Genomic DNA, 15,886 nt, shown 5'->3' on the forward strand with positions numbered 1-15,886 from the left:
CCGAGTGAAAGGGCGGTAGTGTACGCGTTTGGCCTGCCAGGCGTACCGTTACTGCGCGTCAAAGATGCCGAAACGCTGGGTTACATCTGCTAGCAGATGTGACAAACCGGGCGCCGGTGGGTACGACATTGGTCAGCAAGGCTGCGGCTACGACGGCGACGCATCACCCGGAACGGGACACGGAACGGGAATCTTTACCGCCGACCGGACGTTGACCGGATGACGACGACAGCGACACCTGTCCTGTGGGCGACAAGCCCGGGAGGCACGATTCATGAGTGAGCGAGCTCTTCGCGGCACGCGCCTCGTGGTGACCAGCTACGAGACGGACCGCGGCATCGACCTGGCCCCGCGCCAGGCCGTGGAGTACGCATGCGAGAAGGGGCACCGGTTCGAGATGCCCTTCTCGGTAGAGGCGGAGATCCCGCCGGAGTGGGAGTGCAAGGTCTGCGGGGCCCAGGCACTCCTCGTGGATGGCGACGGTCCTGAGGAGAAGAAGGCCAAGCCCGCGCGTACGCATTGGGACATGCTGATGGAGCGGCGTACCCGTGAGGAACTCGAAGAGGTCCTCGAGGAGCGCCTTGCTGTTCTGCGCTCCGGGGCGATGAACATCGCGGTTCATCCCCGGGACAGCCGCAAGTCGGCTTAACCCCCGCGAGGCCCTGCGGGGCTTGGGCGGGGGTTCGACCAGGCAACACCTGTAACCGCGGGCGCTGTACGTGAAGTCGAACGTGCGGCGCCCGCGGTTTGGTGTGCCCGCAGATGGTTCGGGAGCCCAAAGATCATTCGGGGTACCCGAAAATTCTGGTGTGCCCAAAAAAAGCCCGGCGCTCGGCGGCGCCGGGATTTTGTCTCTGCCGGTCAGCGGGTCAGCGGCGGACGCGGCCCCTCCGGCGCATCCCCCGGCTCATCCCGGATGACCTCACCCTGCACGACCTTGCCATCGGGATGGTGCATACGAGCCTGCTGGAAGGCATCGCCGAACGAACCCGGGGTCGCCTCACGCAGCTTCCGGTCGAATGTCCGCTCCGCATAGCCGCTCAGGGCCTTCTGGACCGGCGGGATCAGCAGGAGCAGGCCCACCGCGTCCGAGATCAGGCCAGGCAGCATGATCAGCAGGCCGCCCAGCATCATCAGGCCGTTGCCACCGCCGCTCGCCGGGGCACCGCCGCGTTGCAGCGCCTCGTTCAGGGCCTGGAAGGCGCGTCGGCCCGCCCGCTTGATGACCACCGAGCCGAGCACGAGGCCGGCGAGCAGCAGCACGAACACCAAGAGCCCGCTCGCCGCGTCCGCGACCACGGTCAACAGCCAGATCTCCAGCACCAGCCACGCCGCGATGCCCAGCGGCAGAAAAGTCCGCAGCCGGGAGCGCCGGGGCCGGGCGGGATAGGTGGGGGTCGATGCGCCAGTCGTCATGCGTCCAGTGTGCCTGCGCCCGGCTCAGAGCGGGATAAGTGGACGTCCGACGGCGCCTGTGCGGTCGGACGGCGCCTGTGCGGTCGTAGGTTACGACTGTGCCGGCCGCGACGGCTTCGTGCGGCCCATCAGCTTGCCCACCCGCTCCCGCGCTCCCCACGACGTGACCCGCCACAGCGCCTCGACCAGGATGTCGCGGCTCATCTTCGAGTCACCGAGCTCGCGCTCGACGAAGGTGATCGGCACCTCGACGACATGGAAGCCGGCCTTGACGGCGCGGCGGGCGAGGTCGACCTGGAAGCAGTAGCCCTGGGAGGCGACGTCGTCCAGGCCGAGGCCCTCCAGGGTCTCGCGGCGGAAGGCGCGGTAGCCGCCGGTGATGTCGCGCAGGGGCAGGTCCAGGGCGAGGCGGGAGTAGAGGCTGCCGCCACGGGAGATGAACTCGCGGGACTTGGGCCAGTTCACGACCCGGCCGCCGGGTACCCAGCGGGAGCCGAGGACCAGGTCGGCGCCCTTGAGGGCGGTCAGCAGGCGGGGCAGTTCCTCGGGCTGGTGAGAGCCGTCGGCGTCCATCTCGATCAGGACGCCGTAGCCGTTCTCGATGCCCCAGCGGAAACCGGCGAGGTAGGCGGCGCCGAGGCCCTCCTTGCCCTTGCGGTGCAGGACCTGGACGTGGTCGTCCTCGACGGCCAGTTCGTCGGCGAGCTTGCCGGTGCCGTCGGGGCTGTTGTCGTCGGCCACGAGCACGTGCGCCTCGGGGACCGCCTTGCGGACCCGGCCGACGATGCTCTTGATGTTCTCCGCCTCGTTGTAGGTCGGAATGATCACCAACGCCGTGCCGAGCGGCCCGAACCGCCTCCCCCGGTCCTGTGCCGCGAGGGTCCCGTCGCCGTCGTTCACTGCTGCCCCTTCATGTCCGTACGCAGACGTCCACCATAGTCGTCGCGGCCTGCGCTGACGTGACAGCACGTTCGAATGGTGGTGTCGATTCCACAAGAGCGGGGTAAGTACAGGTTTTCGTGTGACTGTGCGGGGACTCGCGCCTTCTGCTGCGGATGGGGGCCCGGCGCCCTTCGGGCCGACCTGGGACCCGCTGGCTGCGGGTCGACCGAAAGCCGTTGTCTACTGAGCGCCCGGGCCCCACCCGGGTCACACCTCCCCGACCGGCCGGAACGTTCCGTCGTCGCCGCGCGAGCGCTGAGCCTGGCTCCCAGTGGCGGTGCCCCGGTGCGGCACACCGTCCCTGACCCAGCGGCGTTGCGACGGGTTCGGGGAAGTTCCGCGGTTCCCCGGTCGGGCGTCCGGTGGTGGACTCGGCCGAACCTATCGGCCCCGAGCCTCCGCCTGTCAACAGCCGTTTGACCTGCGGTTCTTCGCTCAATCCCCTGGTCAGCGCGGAGGATGCGCAGGTCGCACGACGGGGTGGTGCGGACCGATCGGGTTCGCGCCACCCCGGGAGATCACTCGCCCGGCCGTACGAAGACCGTTCGTCCGCCCACCACCGTGCGCAGGCAGACCGGAAGCGCGCGACCCGGGGTCAGGTCGGGCAGGCCCGGGGTGCCGGAGCGGGGGTCGGTGGACCAGCGCGCGACCCGGTCGTCGGGGGCCTGGACCACCAGTTCTTCGGTGCGCCACACCGCGTAGTCGGCGGGCGCTCCCGGCACCAGGACGCCCGCGTCGTCGCGCCCGATGGCCCGCCAGCCGCCCCGCGTGTGCGCCGTGAACGCGGCGCGCGCGGAGACGCGGTGCTCCGGCGTGCGGTGGAAGGCCGCGGCACGGACCGTGCCCCAGGGGTCGAGGGGCGTGACGGGGCTGTCGGAGCCGAAGGCGAGCGGGACGCCGACGCGCAGCAGGGCCGCGAAGGGGTTGAGGGAGCGAGCGCGCTCGGCACCCAGGCGCTGGACGTACATGCCGTCCTCGCCGCCCCACAGCGCGTCGAAGGCGGGCTGGACGGAGGCGGTCAGGCCCAGCTCGGCGAAGGCCGCGATCGTCTCGGGGGTGAGCATCTCGGCGTGCTCGACGCGGTGGCGGGCGGCGCGGATGCGGGCGAGGCCGAGCTTCTCGGCGGCGGCACGCACGCCCTCCACGACGGCGGTCACGGCGGCGTCGCCGATCGCGTGGAAGCCCGCCTGGAGGCCGGCCTCGGTGCAGGCGGCGACGTGGGCGGCGACGGCGGCGGCGTCCAGGTAGGAGGTGCCGGTGTGGGCGGCGTCGGCGTACGGCTGGTGCAGGCAGGCGGTGTGCGAGCCGAGGGCGCCGTCGATGAAGAGGTCACCGGCCGCGCCGATGGCGCCCAGCTCCCGCGCCTTGTCCACATCCTGTTCCGCCCAGTAGCCGACGACCCGGGGCCCGGCCTCCTCGGCGGCGAGCCTCAGCAGGCCGGTGAAGTCGTCCTCGGAGGAGATGTCGGGGCCGCCGCACTCGTGGACGGTCCCGAGGCCGAGGGAGGCGGCGTGGGCCAGGGCGGCACGCTGGGCCTCGGTGCGCTGGGCGGGCGTGATCGCGCCCAATGCGGTGGCGCGTACGGCGTGGTGGGCGTCGGCGACGAGCGGGGCGTCCCCCGCGTCGAGGGCTCCTGGCGTCATGTCCAGCAGGGCCGTGGTGACGACCGCCGAGTGGACGTCGATGCGGGAGAGGTAGAGCGGGCGCCCCCCGGTGGCCTCGTCGAGTTCGGCGCGCGTCGGGGGGCGGCCGCCGGGCCAGCGGGAGGCGTCCCAGCCGTGGCCGAGCAGGACGCGGTCGTGCGGGCGGGCGGCGGCGAAGTCCCGTACGAGAGCGAGGGCCGCCTGAAGGGAAGGGGCGTCGGACAGGTCGAGGCCGGTCAGGGCGAGGCCCGTGGCGGTGGTGTGCACATGCGCGTCGGTGAATGCCGGCGTGACCAGGGCACCGTCCAGGTCGACGACCTCGTCCACACCGTCCGCGAAGGCGTCGGCGGCCCCCTCGGACCCGACCCAGGCCACCTGGCCGCGCTCCACGACCATCGCGGTGGCGAAGGGGTCGGCGGGGCTGTGCACCTCTCCGCGGCGGAGCAGGACGGTCTTCGGCTGGGTGGTGGACTCACTCATGGGGAACAGTCTCGCGCCTGGCGTGAGCCCCCCGGCACGCAGGTCGGTCAGATCCGCGGTGGCCGTGCCTCGTACGGCGTCGACAGCACCACCGTCGTCCGGGTCGAGACCCCCGCCAGCGAGCGCAGCCGGGCCAACAGCTCCTCCAGTTCGTGCGGTGTGGACACCCGCACCTTGAGGATGTAGTTCTCGTCGCCCGCGACACTGTGGCAGGCCTCGATCTCGGGGACACCGGCCAGGCGGTCCGCGATGTCGTCGGGGGCGCTCGGGTCGAACGGTTTCACCGAGATGAACGCGGTCATGGGCAGCCCCACGGCCTCGGGGTCGACGACCGCGGCGTAACCGCGGATGACGCCACGCTGCTCCAGCCGGCGCACCCGCTGGTGCACGGCCGATGTGGACAGACCCGTGGCCTTGCCCAGGTCGGTGTAACTCATCCGCCCGTCCTTGACGAGCAGCTGCACGATTTGCCGGTCCAGCTCCTCCATGACGCAGAACCTACAGTGCGGTTGATCTCCTCGGATACCTGAGCAGTCCAGGTCATGCCCGGTTTGTGATGTGACGGAGAGCCGCCTGTGGGCCGACTGAGGGACAAACCGGCCGCGCCGGGCACCTGCGAGCGGCATGTGACGAACGCCACAGGCCTCGAACAGGCTCCGTGATGTTCTCGTGATTACCGCCGAGACCGGACGGGAAGTGCTTGCTGTGGTCGAGGCCGCAGCGCCTTCACGGCCCAGCCCGAGGGGGAGAAAATCCATGCAGAGTCTTAAGCGCCCTGGTCGTACCGCACCCAAGCGGCTCCAGCCGGTCGTCGAGCCCGCTCCGGAGGGCGTCGAACCCGACGCCTTCGACGAGGAAGAACTCGACGCGTACGACACCTTCGAGATGTACCGGGTGATCTGCCCGGACTGCGCGCAGCCCATCGCCCTGCTGGCGGACGAGGAGGTCCTGCCGGAGCACGCGCTGTGCGCCTCGCCGTGGAACCCGTTCGGCCTCACGGTCTGTGCCGGCACGGGTCGCGCGGCCGCCGAGGCCCGCTCGGCGGACGAGTCGACGGAACCCCAGGAGCAGGACACCGCCCTCCTGTTGACGCTTCCTCAGGGGCTGGACTGGCGGACCCAGCCCTTCTCGCACGTCGGCGGCCCGGGCTCGCGCCCCATCAGGGTCCCGGTCATGCGGCGCCACGCCGCCTGAGCGAACACCATCTGAGCGCACACCGCCACCGTCACGTCGCTCGATCCCAGTAGCTGCCCTGCACCATGGCTCGCAGGCTGTCGTGGTGCAGGATCAGCGTGTCCGGATCCGCCGGTACGGCGACTTCACCGAAGTGGGCCTGGCGGTAGGCGATGCGCAGCATGACGACGGCGTGCCTCAGTGCGGCGTACAGCGTGTAGAAGTCCATGTCACGCGGGGTGTGGCCGGTGAGGTCGGCATAACGGGCCTCGACCCGGTCCCGGCGCAGGAACCCCGGCAGCCCGCGCTGCCCGAAGGCGCCCGTCAGGTCCTGGAAGAAGCGGTGCAGATAGACGGTCCAGCCGAGGTCGACCTCGCGCGGGGCGAGTGCCGCCATCTCCCAGTCGAGGACGGCCGCGGGTTCGAAGCCGTCGTAGATGACGTTCCCGATGCGCGCGTCGCCCCAGTTGAGCACTGGCGCGCCCGGATCGCGGGGCCAGAGCTCCTCCAGGCGGGCGAACGCGCCCTCGATGAGCGGTGAACGGGCGAGCCCGTCAACCACCCATTCGTAGTACGCGCGTTGCGCCACGACATGACGACGCAGTGCGTCGCCTTCACCCGGGAGGGCGAGGAACTGCGCTTCTTCCGCCGGTACTTGGTCGTGGAGCCGGGCCAGCAGCCCGATCGTCGCCGCTTCGAGGTGCTCGCGTTCCTCGTCGCTCGCAGCGTGCAGCCAGTTGCCCGCGTAGGTGTACGGCATGACGTCCGGCGGGACGCGCCCCGCGACTCGCTCCATGACGAAGAAGGGCGCTCCCAGCGGGCCGGGGTCCTCCTCCAGCCACAGCGCCTTCGGCACCGGGAGGTCGGACCGGTCGGCGACCAGCCGCATCGTGCGGTACTGGCGGACCATGTCGTACACCGGGAACACCGTGTACGCCGCCGGATCCGCCGCGAGCCGCAACGCGCAGGACCGTACCGGCGGTTCGGGGTGCTCGATGTCGAAGAGCAGGGTCTCGCTGGACATGCCGTTCGACTCGGGGACGGTGACGCCGACCGCCTCGGCGCCCGGCAGCCGGGTGCCGAGCCAGGCCGTGAGGCGGCGGATGATCTCCTTGGGGTCGCGGGTGGTCGTGCGAGGGCGGGGTGCCGTGGCTGCCATGTCACAAACCCCCTACGGTGCAACCGACTTGAAGTCCGTGAACCCGCTCGGGTCGTGCCGCCCGAACGAGCCGTGCTCGAAGATGCCGTGACCGACCCGGCCGTCCAGCCGGAAGCGCGCTGCGTGGTCGGTGACGCCGTATGCGGCGAGGGGGTGGGCGGCGGGGTCGGAGAGGTCGTAGGTACGGCGGTCGGTCCAGCCCCGCCCCCGCCAGGTGCCGTGCTGCCAGTCGTCGGCGGGCGGATAGCCGGCGCCGATGGCGAGGGGGGACGAGGTGAGGACCTCGACCTCCAGCTCCTGCGGCTTGCGTACGTCGTCGAGGTGGATGAGGGCGCGGTCGGGGTGGCGGGTGCCGGAGCGGTACGCGATCTCGGCCCGGGGCCGGCCGAGTTGGCGGTCGCGGTGGCCGGGGCGGACCATCGTCGCCTCACTGAGCGAGCGGTATCCGTCCGCGTCCTCCTGGACGATCACCATCAGGAACCGGTCCTCGAAGCGCACCGGGCACCAGATCCAGTGGAAGCCCTCGGTCGGATGCTCCTCGGCGAACCGCCCGCCCTCCTCGCCCGGTATGGGCCGCACACCCCAGCTGCGGTCGCGGGTACCGGTCCACTCGGCAGGGTCGACGCGGAACTCCGCACCGCCCGCGCGCACGACACCCGCCACCCCACCCGCCTGCACGAACCGACGCCCTTCGAGGCTGAGCCGGTCACCGCGTCGCTGCAGGTGGTGGGGTTCCCAGAGGGCGGGGAAGTCGGCGGTCCAGGTGATGTCGTACGACAACTCCTCGTCGTCGCACGTCAGACGCAGCCGCCGCAGCGGCTCCCCGACCTCGATGCGCAACGGCCCCACGGCCAGCCGCATCCGGTCCTCGCCGAGCGCGTCCGACGCCCGTACCGCGTGCAAGGTGTCCCCGACCCGCAGCGTCGCGTACGCGTCCATCACGCCGACGTTCGGGTACACCCCGAGGCCGAGGATCAGCAGGGCACGCCCCTGATGGTCGAGGACGTGGAAGATGCAGCGGTCGTAGGCGTTGCGGTCGCTCGTCGCGACGTACTTCATGGATAGGGGTACCTGGTGCACCGGGTACTCGTCGAGCGGTACCGGGCGGTCGTCGTCGGCCACGGCAAACCTCCCTGGAGGCGGGTGGCCTGACGGTACGTCAGGCGGCGTGACGTGACCAGAGAGGGAGCCGGACGTCCGTGAACTCACGCCCGATTCCGGCTGGCGGTGACTTGTCCCCCCAGCTCCGCGTTGCCCTGGTATGCCCCCCACGTATTCGGCGACCGGGCCTCAGCGCCGCATCTTCGTTCCACGGCCCGCAGGGACGCTTCCGCCGGCGCCGCCGCAGCAGTCGGATCCGCCCATCTACCGCGAGCTGATGCGCACCTGGGCCGACCGTGGCCGCACTCTGCCCGGGCGCCACGACCCGGAGTGGATCCGGCTCGCGGCGCCGCAGGTCAAGCACGGTCAGTTCAGCGTCCCTCGGGACCTGCTAGGTGACGGGCGATGACCATCCGCTGAATCTGGTTCGTGCCCTCGACGATCTGCAGGACCTTGGCCTCGCGCATGAAACGCTCGGCCGGGAAGTCCGCGGTGTAGCCGTACCCGCCGAGGATCTGGACGGCGTCGGTGGTGACCTTCATCGCCGTGTCGGTGCAGTGCAGCTTGGCCATGGCCGCCTGCTTGGCGAACGGCCGGCCCGCGTCGCGCAGCCGCGCCGCCGCCAGATACAGCGCACGGCCCGCCTCGATCTGGGTCGCCATGTCGGCGAGCATGAAGCGCAGGCCCTGGAAGTCGACGATGGGCTTGCCGAACTGCCGCCGCTCGGTCGCGTAGGCCACCGCCTCGTCCAGCGCGGCCTGCGCCACGCCGATCGCGCAGGCCGCGATACCGAGCCGGCCGGAGTCGAGCGCGGACAGGGCGATCGCGAACCCCTGGCCCTCGTCGCCGATACGCCGCTCGTCGCCGACCCGGACGCCGTCGAAGTGGACCTGGGCCGTGGGCGAGCCCTTCATGCCCATCTTCTTCTCGGGCGCCGCCGCGCTCAGCCCCGCCGCGTCACCGGGGACCAGGAACGCGGTGATACCGCGCGGCCCCTCCTCGCCGGTACGCGCCATGACCGTGTAGAAGTCGGCGATGCCGCCATGGGTGATCCAGGCCTTGCTGCCGGTGATCACCCAGCCGTCACCGTCCCGTACCGCCTTGGTCCGCAGCGATGCCGCGTCCGAGCCCGACGACGGCTCGGACAGGCAGTACGCGCCGAGCAGCCCGCCGCCGAGCATCGCGGGCAGGTGCTCGACCTGCTGCTGCTTGGTGCCGTAGGTGGCGAGGGAGTAGCAGGCCAGGGAGTGCACGCTGACGCCGAGGCCGACGGTGAGGCGGGCCGCGGCGAGCTCTTCGAGGACCTGGAGGTAGACCTCGTACGGCTGGTCACCACCGCCGTACTCGGAGTCGTACGGCAGGCCGAGCAGCCCGGATTCGGAGAGCAGGGTGAAGACCTCGCGCGGGAAGCGTCCGGCGTCCTCCTCCTCGGCCGCCTTCGGGGCGATCTCGCGCTGCGCGATGTCGCGGACGAGCGAGATCAGATCCCGGGCCTCGTCCGTGGGCAGTTGACGGTCCACCGGCTGCGGGGCGCGGTCGGGCATGGCGACGCTCTCCTCCCTTTCGGGAAAGTCGGCGGTCGCACGCCTTGGGTGGGGCGGCTCCGCCGGGTGTCTCGGATGCCGGCCGGTGCTCCGCCTCCGGGTCGCGGAAGCTGCTGACCAGCGGCTCTGCGGTGAGTATGCCCGATCGAGGACATCGAGTCACTAGTTAACGACCGCTTACTCCAGGAAACTTTTCACCCCCGCGCCGCGTCAGTCCTCCCGGCGCGCGGGCCGCGGGGCCGGGTAGGAGGGGTCCATCTCCTCGATGGCGCGCATGGCGCCGCCCAGCGTCCTCACCAGCAGCTCGCGCATGGTGTCGCGGTTCAGCTCGGGACGGTCTATCCAGTCCAGGGTGGCACCCTCGACGCCGCACACCCAGGCGAGCAGGCCCATACGGGCGAGCGGGGCGATGTCGGTGCGGCCGTAGGCGCCCTCGGCGAGGGTCGCCACGATCGCCTCGCGCACACCGTCCCGGATGGCGTGCACCTCGGTGTCGAAGCCGACGCCGCCGCTGACGATGGCGCGGTAGGCGGACTGGTTGTGCTCGGCGTAGCGCAGGTAGCTGTCGATGGTGCGGTGGACTCGGTCCACCGGCTGTAGCTCGAGCCCGCTCGCGGCGAAGGTGACCAGATCGGCGACGGAGTCCTGGATGATCGCCAGGTAGTACCCGCGCTTGGACTGGAAGTAGTAGTAGATGAGCCCCTTGGCGACACGGGCCTGCCGGGCGATGTCGTCCATGGAGAGCGCGTCGTACGACGTGTCGGCGAACAACTTCCGCCCGATGGTGATGAGTTCGGCACGGCGTGCCACCGAGCGCTCGGTGCCGCGGGCCCGGGGACGGGCCGCGTCACGCTGTTGACTAATATTCAATTTAGACCCTGGATTTCCGACGGGCGGCGGGACATCGGCAGTATGGCAGACGTACACCAGCTGGTCGTTCGAGTCTGATCGACTTTGGTGGAGCCGCTGCACAACGGGGTCGGCATATGCCGGTCAAAGCGACCGGTGTGTGTCAGGTCACAGCAGACCGAGCTGAGTGACGAGCATCGCGACGGCCACCACGAGGATCCAGCCCATGACGTGCTCGACGACCTTCGGGCCGTCTTCCTTGGGGCCGCCGGTACGGACGCGGGTCGCGGTGACTGAGTGCGCGGTCATATGCCCACCTTGCCATCCGGAACGGCTTTTGCGGCAGAGAGGTTGCTCACAGCACAAAGGCCCCGGTTTCCCGGGGCCCGTCCGTGCGTCCGTGCGTCCGTGCGGGCGTCCGCTCAGCGCACGCCCACCGCGGCGAGCGCGGCGCGCTGGCGCGGCGTCGCAGTCGCCGGGAAGTAGAGGTAACAGACGCCACCCGTGCCGGAGACCACCTTGCCGCTGGCGTCGTACCGCTTGGTCCGCAGCCAGATGTTCTCCCACTCGCGTCGCTTGTAGACGCGCCGCACCGCCTCGTTGCTCGGTGAGTTCGGGTCGTTGGCGATCACGTCGCCGTCGGCGGTGAAGCCGATGACGGTCATCAGATGCCCGGCGGTGCCGTACCCCGCCCCGGTCAGCTCCCCCGCCAGGAAGGACTGGGACGTTATGGCCGGGATGCCGGCCGCGATCAGCGTCGCCAGGTCGGTGAGCGAGCCGAGCCGGGTGACCACGCCCTGGAGGCCCTTGAAGGTGGCCGCGTAGGCGGCGTTGAACGGCCAGTTCCCGCAGCCGTCGTACTGGTAGTCGAAGGTGTAGCGGGCCGCGTGGCAGACCTGCGGGTCGGCGTACGCCGGGTCGACCCAGGCCAGCTGCTCCGGGGTGAGGCGCCCGCCCCAGTACTCGATGATCATCTGCGAGGAGGTGGGGCTGCACCAGGCCTCGCCGCCGTTGTCGTACTCCGGGTACTGGCCCACGTGGATCTCCTGCGAGTAGCGCGGGACGGCCAGCTCGTGGGCGAGGCCGGGGGCGGAGGCCGGGACGGTGAAGCGGTCGGGGACGTCGGAGCCCATCGCGCCGACCCGCCAGACGGTGGGGGTGAGCTTCGTGCCGGGCTTGCGGTAGAGGGTCAGCCGCAGCCGGTACGAGGTGAGGCGCAGCCCGGTGGCCGGGTCGTCGATGGCGAGCGTGTCCGTCCAGACGCTGCTCTTGCCGTCGCTCTGGTCGTCGACCGAGGTCCGCCGGATGTCCTGGTCACCGGCGGCCCAGCGGCCCAGCACGTACCAAGGGGTGGTGGTGCCGTCGGAGTACGTCCCCGTCAGCTCGATCTGGAGCCAGGTGCCCGCGGGGGTGTGCGCGTTCCAGGAGGCGATCGCCTCGGTCGAGGGGACCGAGAGCCGGTGGACGGGGGAGGTCCAGGTCGCGTACTCCCAGCGGGCGCTCCTGCCGGTGTGCGGGTCCGTGTAGTCGGTGGTGCCGGCGGGGGTGGCGATCACGATGCCGGGGCGGGCGCCGGCGACGGCGCGCGTGCCCTCGGCGGCGCCGCCGCGCCAGTCGGTGTACGTGGTCCAGGCGCGGTTGTCGACGGTGCGGGCCGGGGCCTGCGCGGGTTCCACGCCATCGGCGGTGGTGCCGGCGGCGGCCGCCGGACCTGAACTGCCACCGCCGGCGACGGCTGCGGCGACCGCGGCGGCCAGAACGGTTCTGCGGGACGGCTGTTCGGCTCTGCTCATGGGCGGAAGACCCCCAGGTGTCCGAGTGGGGCGGGTCCAGTGCACGGCTGTCCGCCAACTATGACCGCAGGCGGCAGCGTCTGCCAGCACTGCGGCCCCTGGCGAGTCTATAAATATTGGTGTCGACCACTGGCATGAGCCGGGGCGACCGCCTGCCCGCCACAGATGCCCAACCACCGTACGGGCGAGGCCGGATGAGCGAGCAGCGGTCTCGGCGCACGCCGCCGCGAGGACGTACGCCGAGAGCCGGCCTCTATCAGTGACGGGCCGTCAGACCAGGTCCATGGCCGCGACCTCGTCGGGACGGCCGTAACTGACCGGGCCGTGGAAGCGGCGGCGGGCGGCGGCGAACCACCACACCGTGGCCACGGCCAGCACCACGCCCAGGGCGATCGGCGCGTAGTTGAAGGAGTGGGCGGTGATCGGCGAGGCCTGCGGCAGCATGAACAGGACGCTGCTGAACAGGATCCAGGTCACCGCGACGACCCCGACCGGCCGTCCCCACCGGCCGAGGTGCCAGGGCCCTGGCTGGAACTCGTCGCCCAGTCGCAGCCGGAGCAGGATTGGCACCGCGTACGCGAGGAAGAGTCCGACGACGTTGACGCTGACGATGGCGGTGAACGCCGTGTGCGACCACCAGCCGGGCAGCACGAGCGCCAGCGAGCAGGCCACCGCCAGCCACACCGCCTTGACGGGTGTGCGGGTGCGCGGCGAGACCGAGTGCCACCAGCGGGAGCCGGGCATCGCGCCGTCCCGGGAGAAGGCGAAGATCTGCCGGGTGTTGCTGGTGAGGTTGGCGAGCCCGCAGAAGAGCATGGCGCCGATGACGATCAACAGCACCACCTTGGCGGTCCCCAGACCGAGCCCGTCGATCAGGATCTGCACGGGAGGCGCGTCGGCGCTCGCCACACGGTCGTAGTCATGAATGCTGTAGACCAATGCGAGCATCAGCAGCAGTCCCGCGATCGCCGAGTATCCGATCGCCCGCGTGATCCCCTTCGGTGCGTTGACCGTCGCCCGGACCGTTTCCTCGGACATGTGGAAGCTGCCGTCGAAGCCGGTGAAGGTCCAGCTGGTGACCAGCAGACCGAGCATCCCGCCGTAAAGCCCGCTCGTGAAACCGGTGTTGTTCGCGAAATGCGTGACGAACGAGGCCGACTGATGATGTTCGGGCATGACGATCAGGGCGCTCACGATAACCACGAGTCCGCTCAGCAGCCACCACACGGAGATCCGGTTCAGTACGGCCACCAGGTGCACGGTGTAGGTGTTGGCGAGCCCCTGGAGCACGATGATCAGGGCCGTGATCAGCACCGTCCGGTGCGGCGTCGGCTCGTACGAGGCCCACTGCAGGGCCATGAAGGCCTGGAGGAAGGTGGCGGCGGCGTACCCGGTGGCGGCCGTGCCGCCGACCTGGCCCACGAAGTTCAGCCAGCCCGTGTACCAGGACCACGCGCCCTTGTGCCGTTTGGCGAGCTTTCCGGCGGAGAAATACAGCGCGCCGCTCGTCGGATAGGCCGAGGCGACTTCCGCCATCGATGCTCCCACGAAGAGCACCATGACGGAGACGCCGATCCAGCCGAAGACGAGAACGCTCGGGCCGCCCGCGTTCAGACCGAATCCGAAGCCCGAGAAGATGCCCGAGATGATGTTGATGATGGTGAATGAGATGGCGAAATTGTCGAATGCCTGAAAGCGTCGCGTGAGTTTCCTCGGATAACCCATCGCATGCAGAGTCGCGTCGTCGTCGAGCGCGATCGGAACCGCGCCCCCGCGCGCTTTGGCACGCGGAGCCGATATCCCTTCTGACACGGTCGGACCTTTCTCTTGGTGGGGGGTTGCGGTACGTCAGGCGCCCGGCACGGGCAGTCCACAGGCGCGGCGCGCCCGGGAGAGCTGCTCGGCCGGGTCGCCGAAGACGGACCAGGGCATCCGGGAGGCGTACGGCCCCATCGCCGCGAAGACGGGGCGTGCCTCCTCCTCGCGCCGGGCCATGACCAGGGCGTGTGCGAGGTAGGCCAGATCGAGGACCGGGGTGAATCGGTATTCGGCCACCGTGGGCAGCCAGTCCCGGTGGATCGCCAGGGCGGTCGAGCGCCACTGCGGCTGCTCCCAGACGCGGTCGGCGAGCAGTTGGGTCGGGTCGTAGCTCGCCACCAGGGCGACCAGCGGGAGCAGGCGCAGCGGCGAGTCGTCGGGCGCGCGCTGACCGAGGAAGGCGGCGACGTCCCAGGCGGCGGTCCCGGAGCCGCCGTGCCGGGTGAAGAAGCAGGCCAGGAAGCGGTGGTGGGCCTCGCGGTGCCAGGGGTCGAGGGAGAGGATGTGCGCGAACAGACGCCAGGGCCCGGGCGGCGCGGTGAGCAGCCCGCGCGGCGCCTGGTCGCGCAGTCGGTGCAGCCGGGCCATCGCCAGTTTGGCCACCCAGGGGGTGGGGTCGGCGGGGTCCGCCGTCGCGGCCCGCTCGCACGCGGCCAGCGCTATCCGCTCCAGCGCCTCGGCCCGCGAGTCACGCGCGTCGGCCGCGCGCAGCGCCCGCAGCACGGCCACCCGCGCCCACAGCAACGCCGCCTCGGGGCCGGGCTCCTCGGCCAGCCAGCGCTCGACGAGGTCGGAGTCGGCGGCCTCGGAGGCGAGGACGAGAGAGCGGTGGGCGCGCAGGGCGAAGTCGCCGTGGGTTTCGGCGAGCGCGTCGCGGGCGCTCAGATAGCGGCCGGCGCGGACATCGACGCATACGCTCGCGAGCAAGCGGTCGTCGGCCGCCGGATGCCACACATACTGCCCTTCGAATAACCCCGCGGCCATCTGCCCCAGCCCATCCCCCGTTACGGCACCTCACAGTTGCGCACCAGGCACCTTACTCAGCAGGGGACTCGACCGGAACGCACATTTCGCTGTGGCGGCCGCAGTTTTTCGGTGGCATTGCGGAGCTCCGGCAGCTAGTTCAAAGCGACACCTTTTCTCATCCCGCCCCACCACCCGCTTTCACCCGCTACTAGAATGTTCCAACGAAATATGCCCACCCTCGCCACACTTCAGGAAAAACGATTCACGACCTCGCCAGGCGGCTCCGTCGCCTCCCCCCGTCCTGCGGCCCGGTCCGCCTCGTCGGCGTGGACGGGCACGCCGGCTCCGGAAAGTCCACGTTCGCCGGGCAGTTGGCCCGCGCGCTCGGCGACGCCCCGGTGCTGCACCTCGACGACATCGCCAGCCACGACGAGCTGTTCGAGTGGACCGAGCGCCTGCTGACCCAGGTGATCGAACCGCTCGCCCACGGCGAGACCGCCCACTACACCCCCTACGACTGGCGGGCCCGGCGCTTCGGAGCGCCCGTCGCCCTGCCGCCCGCCCCGGTGATCGTCATCGAGGGCGTCGGCGCCGGCCGCCGCGCACTGCGCCCGCATCTCGCCCGGCTGCTGTGGATGGAGCTGGCGCACGAGGAGTCGTGGACCCGGGGGCGCTCGCGGGACGGGGAGGAGCAGCGGGAGTTCTGGGACGGGTGGGTCGGGGCGGAGCGCAAGCACTTCGCCGATGACCCGTCCCGGCCGTTCGCCGAGCTTCTGGTTCGGCAGTGCGACAAGGGATATGAGGTGGTTCCTGGGCCTGCCGGGACCGTTGGACCGGACCAGATCATCACGCACGGTGACGGGCCATCGGCAATGTGCTGAACTTGTGAAGAGCCTTGCGGGAGAACTTCTCGGAGTGCTTCAACTCGGCTTGACCCGGGGCCCGTACAGGACTTACGTTCTCAATGTGCGGCCATTCGAAGCCGCCCACACACGCGAAGCC

The 15,886-nt window shown here is 70.7% G+C and carries 15 protein-coding genes; 3 read left to right on the plus strand and 12 right to left on the minus strand.

The window, feature by feature from the left end; all coding sequences use genetic code 11:
* Positions 1-274: 274 nt before the first annotated feature.
* On the plus strand, positions 275-649 hold the full coding sequence (locus ACTMVF_RS07610) for an RNA polymerase-binding protein RbpA (RefSeq protein WP_003977404.1): 375 nt from the start codon (positions 275-277) through the stop codon (positions 647-649).
* Between the two features lie 212 nt (positions 650-861).
* On the opposite strand, the gene fxsA is transcribed toward ACTMVF_RS07610, so the two are convergent.
* The 4 genes from fxsA to ACTMVF_RS07630 form a co-directional block, all read right to left on the minus strand.
* Positions 862-1,416 (minus strand): FxsA family membrane protein, encoded by a 555-nt coding sequence (gene fxsA, locus ACTMVF_RS07615; RefSeq protein WP_441270184.1) that lies wholly within the window; start codon positions 1,414-1,416, stop codon positions 862-864.
* Positions 1,417-1,506: 90 nt separating this feature from the next.
* Complete coding sequence (locus tag ACTMVF_RS07620; RefSeq protein ID WP_441270185.1) at positions 1,507-2,316, minus strand: polyprenol monophosphomannose synthase; 810 nt, start codon at positions 2,314-2,316, stop codon at positions 1,507-1,509.
* A 560-nt stretch (positions 2,317-2,876) separates the two neighbouring features.
* Positions 2,877-4,481: an amidohydrolase gene (locus ACTMVF_RS07625; RefSeq protein WP_441270186.1), complete on the minus strand. Its 1,605-nt coding sequence runs from the start codon at positions 4,479-4,481 to the stop codon at positions 2,877-2,879.
* Positions 4,482-4,528: 47 nt separating this feature from the next.
* Positions 4,529-4,969, minus strand: coding sequence for an Lrp/AsnC family transcriptional regulator (locus ACTMVF_RS07630; protein ID WP_024887321.1), 441 nt, complete (start codon positions 4,967-4,969; stop codon positions 4,529-4,531).
* A 268-nt stretch (positions 4,970-5,237) separates the two neighbouring features.
* On the opposite strand from ACTMVF_RS07630, the gene ACTMVF_RS07635 reads away from it, so the two are divergent.
* Positions 5,238-5,675, plus strand: a complete 438-nt coding sequence (locus ACTMVF_RS07635; protein WP_403337287.1) for a hypothetical protein — start codon at positions 5,238-5,240, stop codon at positions 5,673-5,675.
* 31 nt (positions 5,676-5,706) lie between these two features.
* On the opposite strand, the gene ACTMVF_RS07640 is transcribed toward ACTMVF_RS07635, so the two are convergent.
* From ACTMVF_RS07640 to ACTMVF_RS07675, 8 genes are all read right to left on the minus strand, one after another.
* Positions 5,707-6,813, minus strand: a complete 1,107-nt coding sequence (locus tag ACTMVF_RS07640; protein WP_441270187.1) for a phosphotransferase family protein — start codon at positions 6,811-6,813, stop codon at positions 5,707-5,709.
* Positions 6,814-6,825: 12 nt separating this feature from the next.
* Complete coding sequence (locus ACTMVF_RS07645; protein ID WP_441270555.1) at positions 6,826-7,872, minus strand: hypothetical protein; 1,047 nt, start codon at positions 7,870-7,872, stop codon at positions 6,826-6,828.
* Positions 7,873-8,285: 413 nt separating this feature from the next.
* Entirely contained in the window at positions 8,286-9,458 is a 1,173-nt protein-coding gene (locus ACTMVF_RS07650) for an acyl-CoA dehydrogenase family protein (protein WP_441270188.1), read from the minus strand.
* A gap of 210 nt (positions 9,459-9,668) precedes the next feature.
* Complete coding sequence (locus ACTMVF_RS07655) at positions 9,669-10,328, minus strand: TetR/AcrR family transcriptional regulator (RefSeq protein WP_441270189.1); 660 nt, start codon at positions 10,326-10,328, stop codon at positions 9,669-9,671.
* Positions 10,329-10,475: 147 nt separating this feature from the next.
* Positions 10,476-10,616, minus strand: coding sequence for an SCO1431 family membrane protein (locus tag ACTMVF_RS07660; RefSeq protein WP_441270190.1), 141 nt, complete (start codon positions 10,614-10,616; stop codon positions 10,476-10,478).
* A 113-nt stretch (positions 10,617-10,729) separates the two neighbouring features.
* Positions 10,730-12,100, minus strand: a complete 1,371-nt coding sequence (locus tag ACTMVF_RS07665) for a peptidase C39 family protein (RefSeq protein WP_441270191.1) — start codon at positions 12,098-12,100, stop codon at positions 10,730-10,732.
* 270 nt (positions 12,101-12,370) lie between these two features.
* Positions 12,371-13,825 carry an amino acid permease gene (locus tag ACTMVF_RS07670; RefSeq protein WP_441270192.1) on the minus strand — a complete coding sequence of 485 codons (1,455 nt, stop codon included), beginning with the start codon at positions 13,823-13,825 and terminating at the stop codon, positions 12,371-12,373.
* A 123-nt stretch (positions 13,826-13,948) separates the two neighbouring features.
* Positions 13,949-14,902, minus strand: a complete 954-nt coding sequence (locus ACTMVF_RS07675; protein WP_441270193.1) for a hypothetical protein — start codon at positions 14,900-14,902, stop codon at positions 13,949-13,951.
* Positions 14,903-15,144: 242 nt separating this feature from the next.
* Between ACTMVF_RS07675 and ACTMVF_RS07680 the strand changes: the two genes are divergently transcribed.
* On the plus strand, positions 15,145-15,765 hold the full coding sequence (locus tag ACTMVF_RS07680; RefSeq protein WP_441270556.1) for a uridine kinase family protein: 621 nt from the start codon (positions 15,145-15,147) through the stop codon (positions 15,763-15,765).
* Positions 15,766-15,886: the final 121 nt, after the last annotated feature.

The organism is Streptomyces sp. SD31, from assembly GCF_052068475.1.
Classification (GTDB): domain Bacteria; phylum Actinomycetota; class Actinomycetes; order Streptomycetales; family Streptomycetaceae; genus Streptomyces.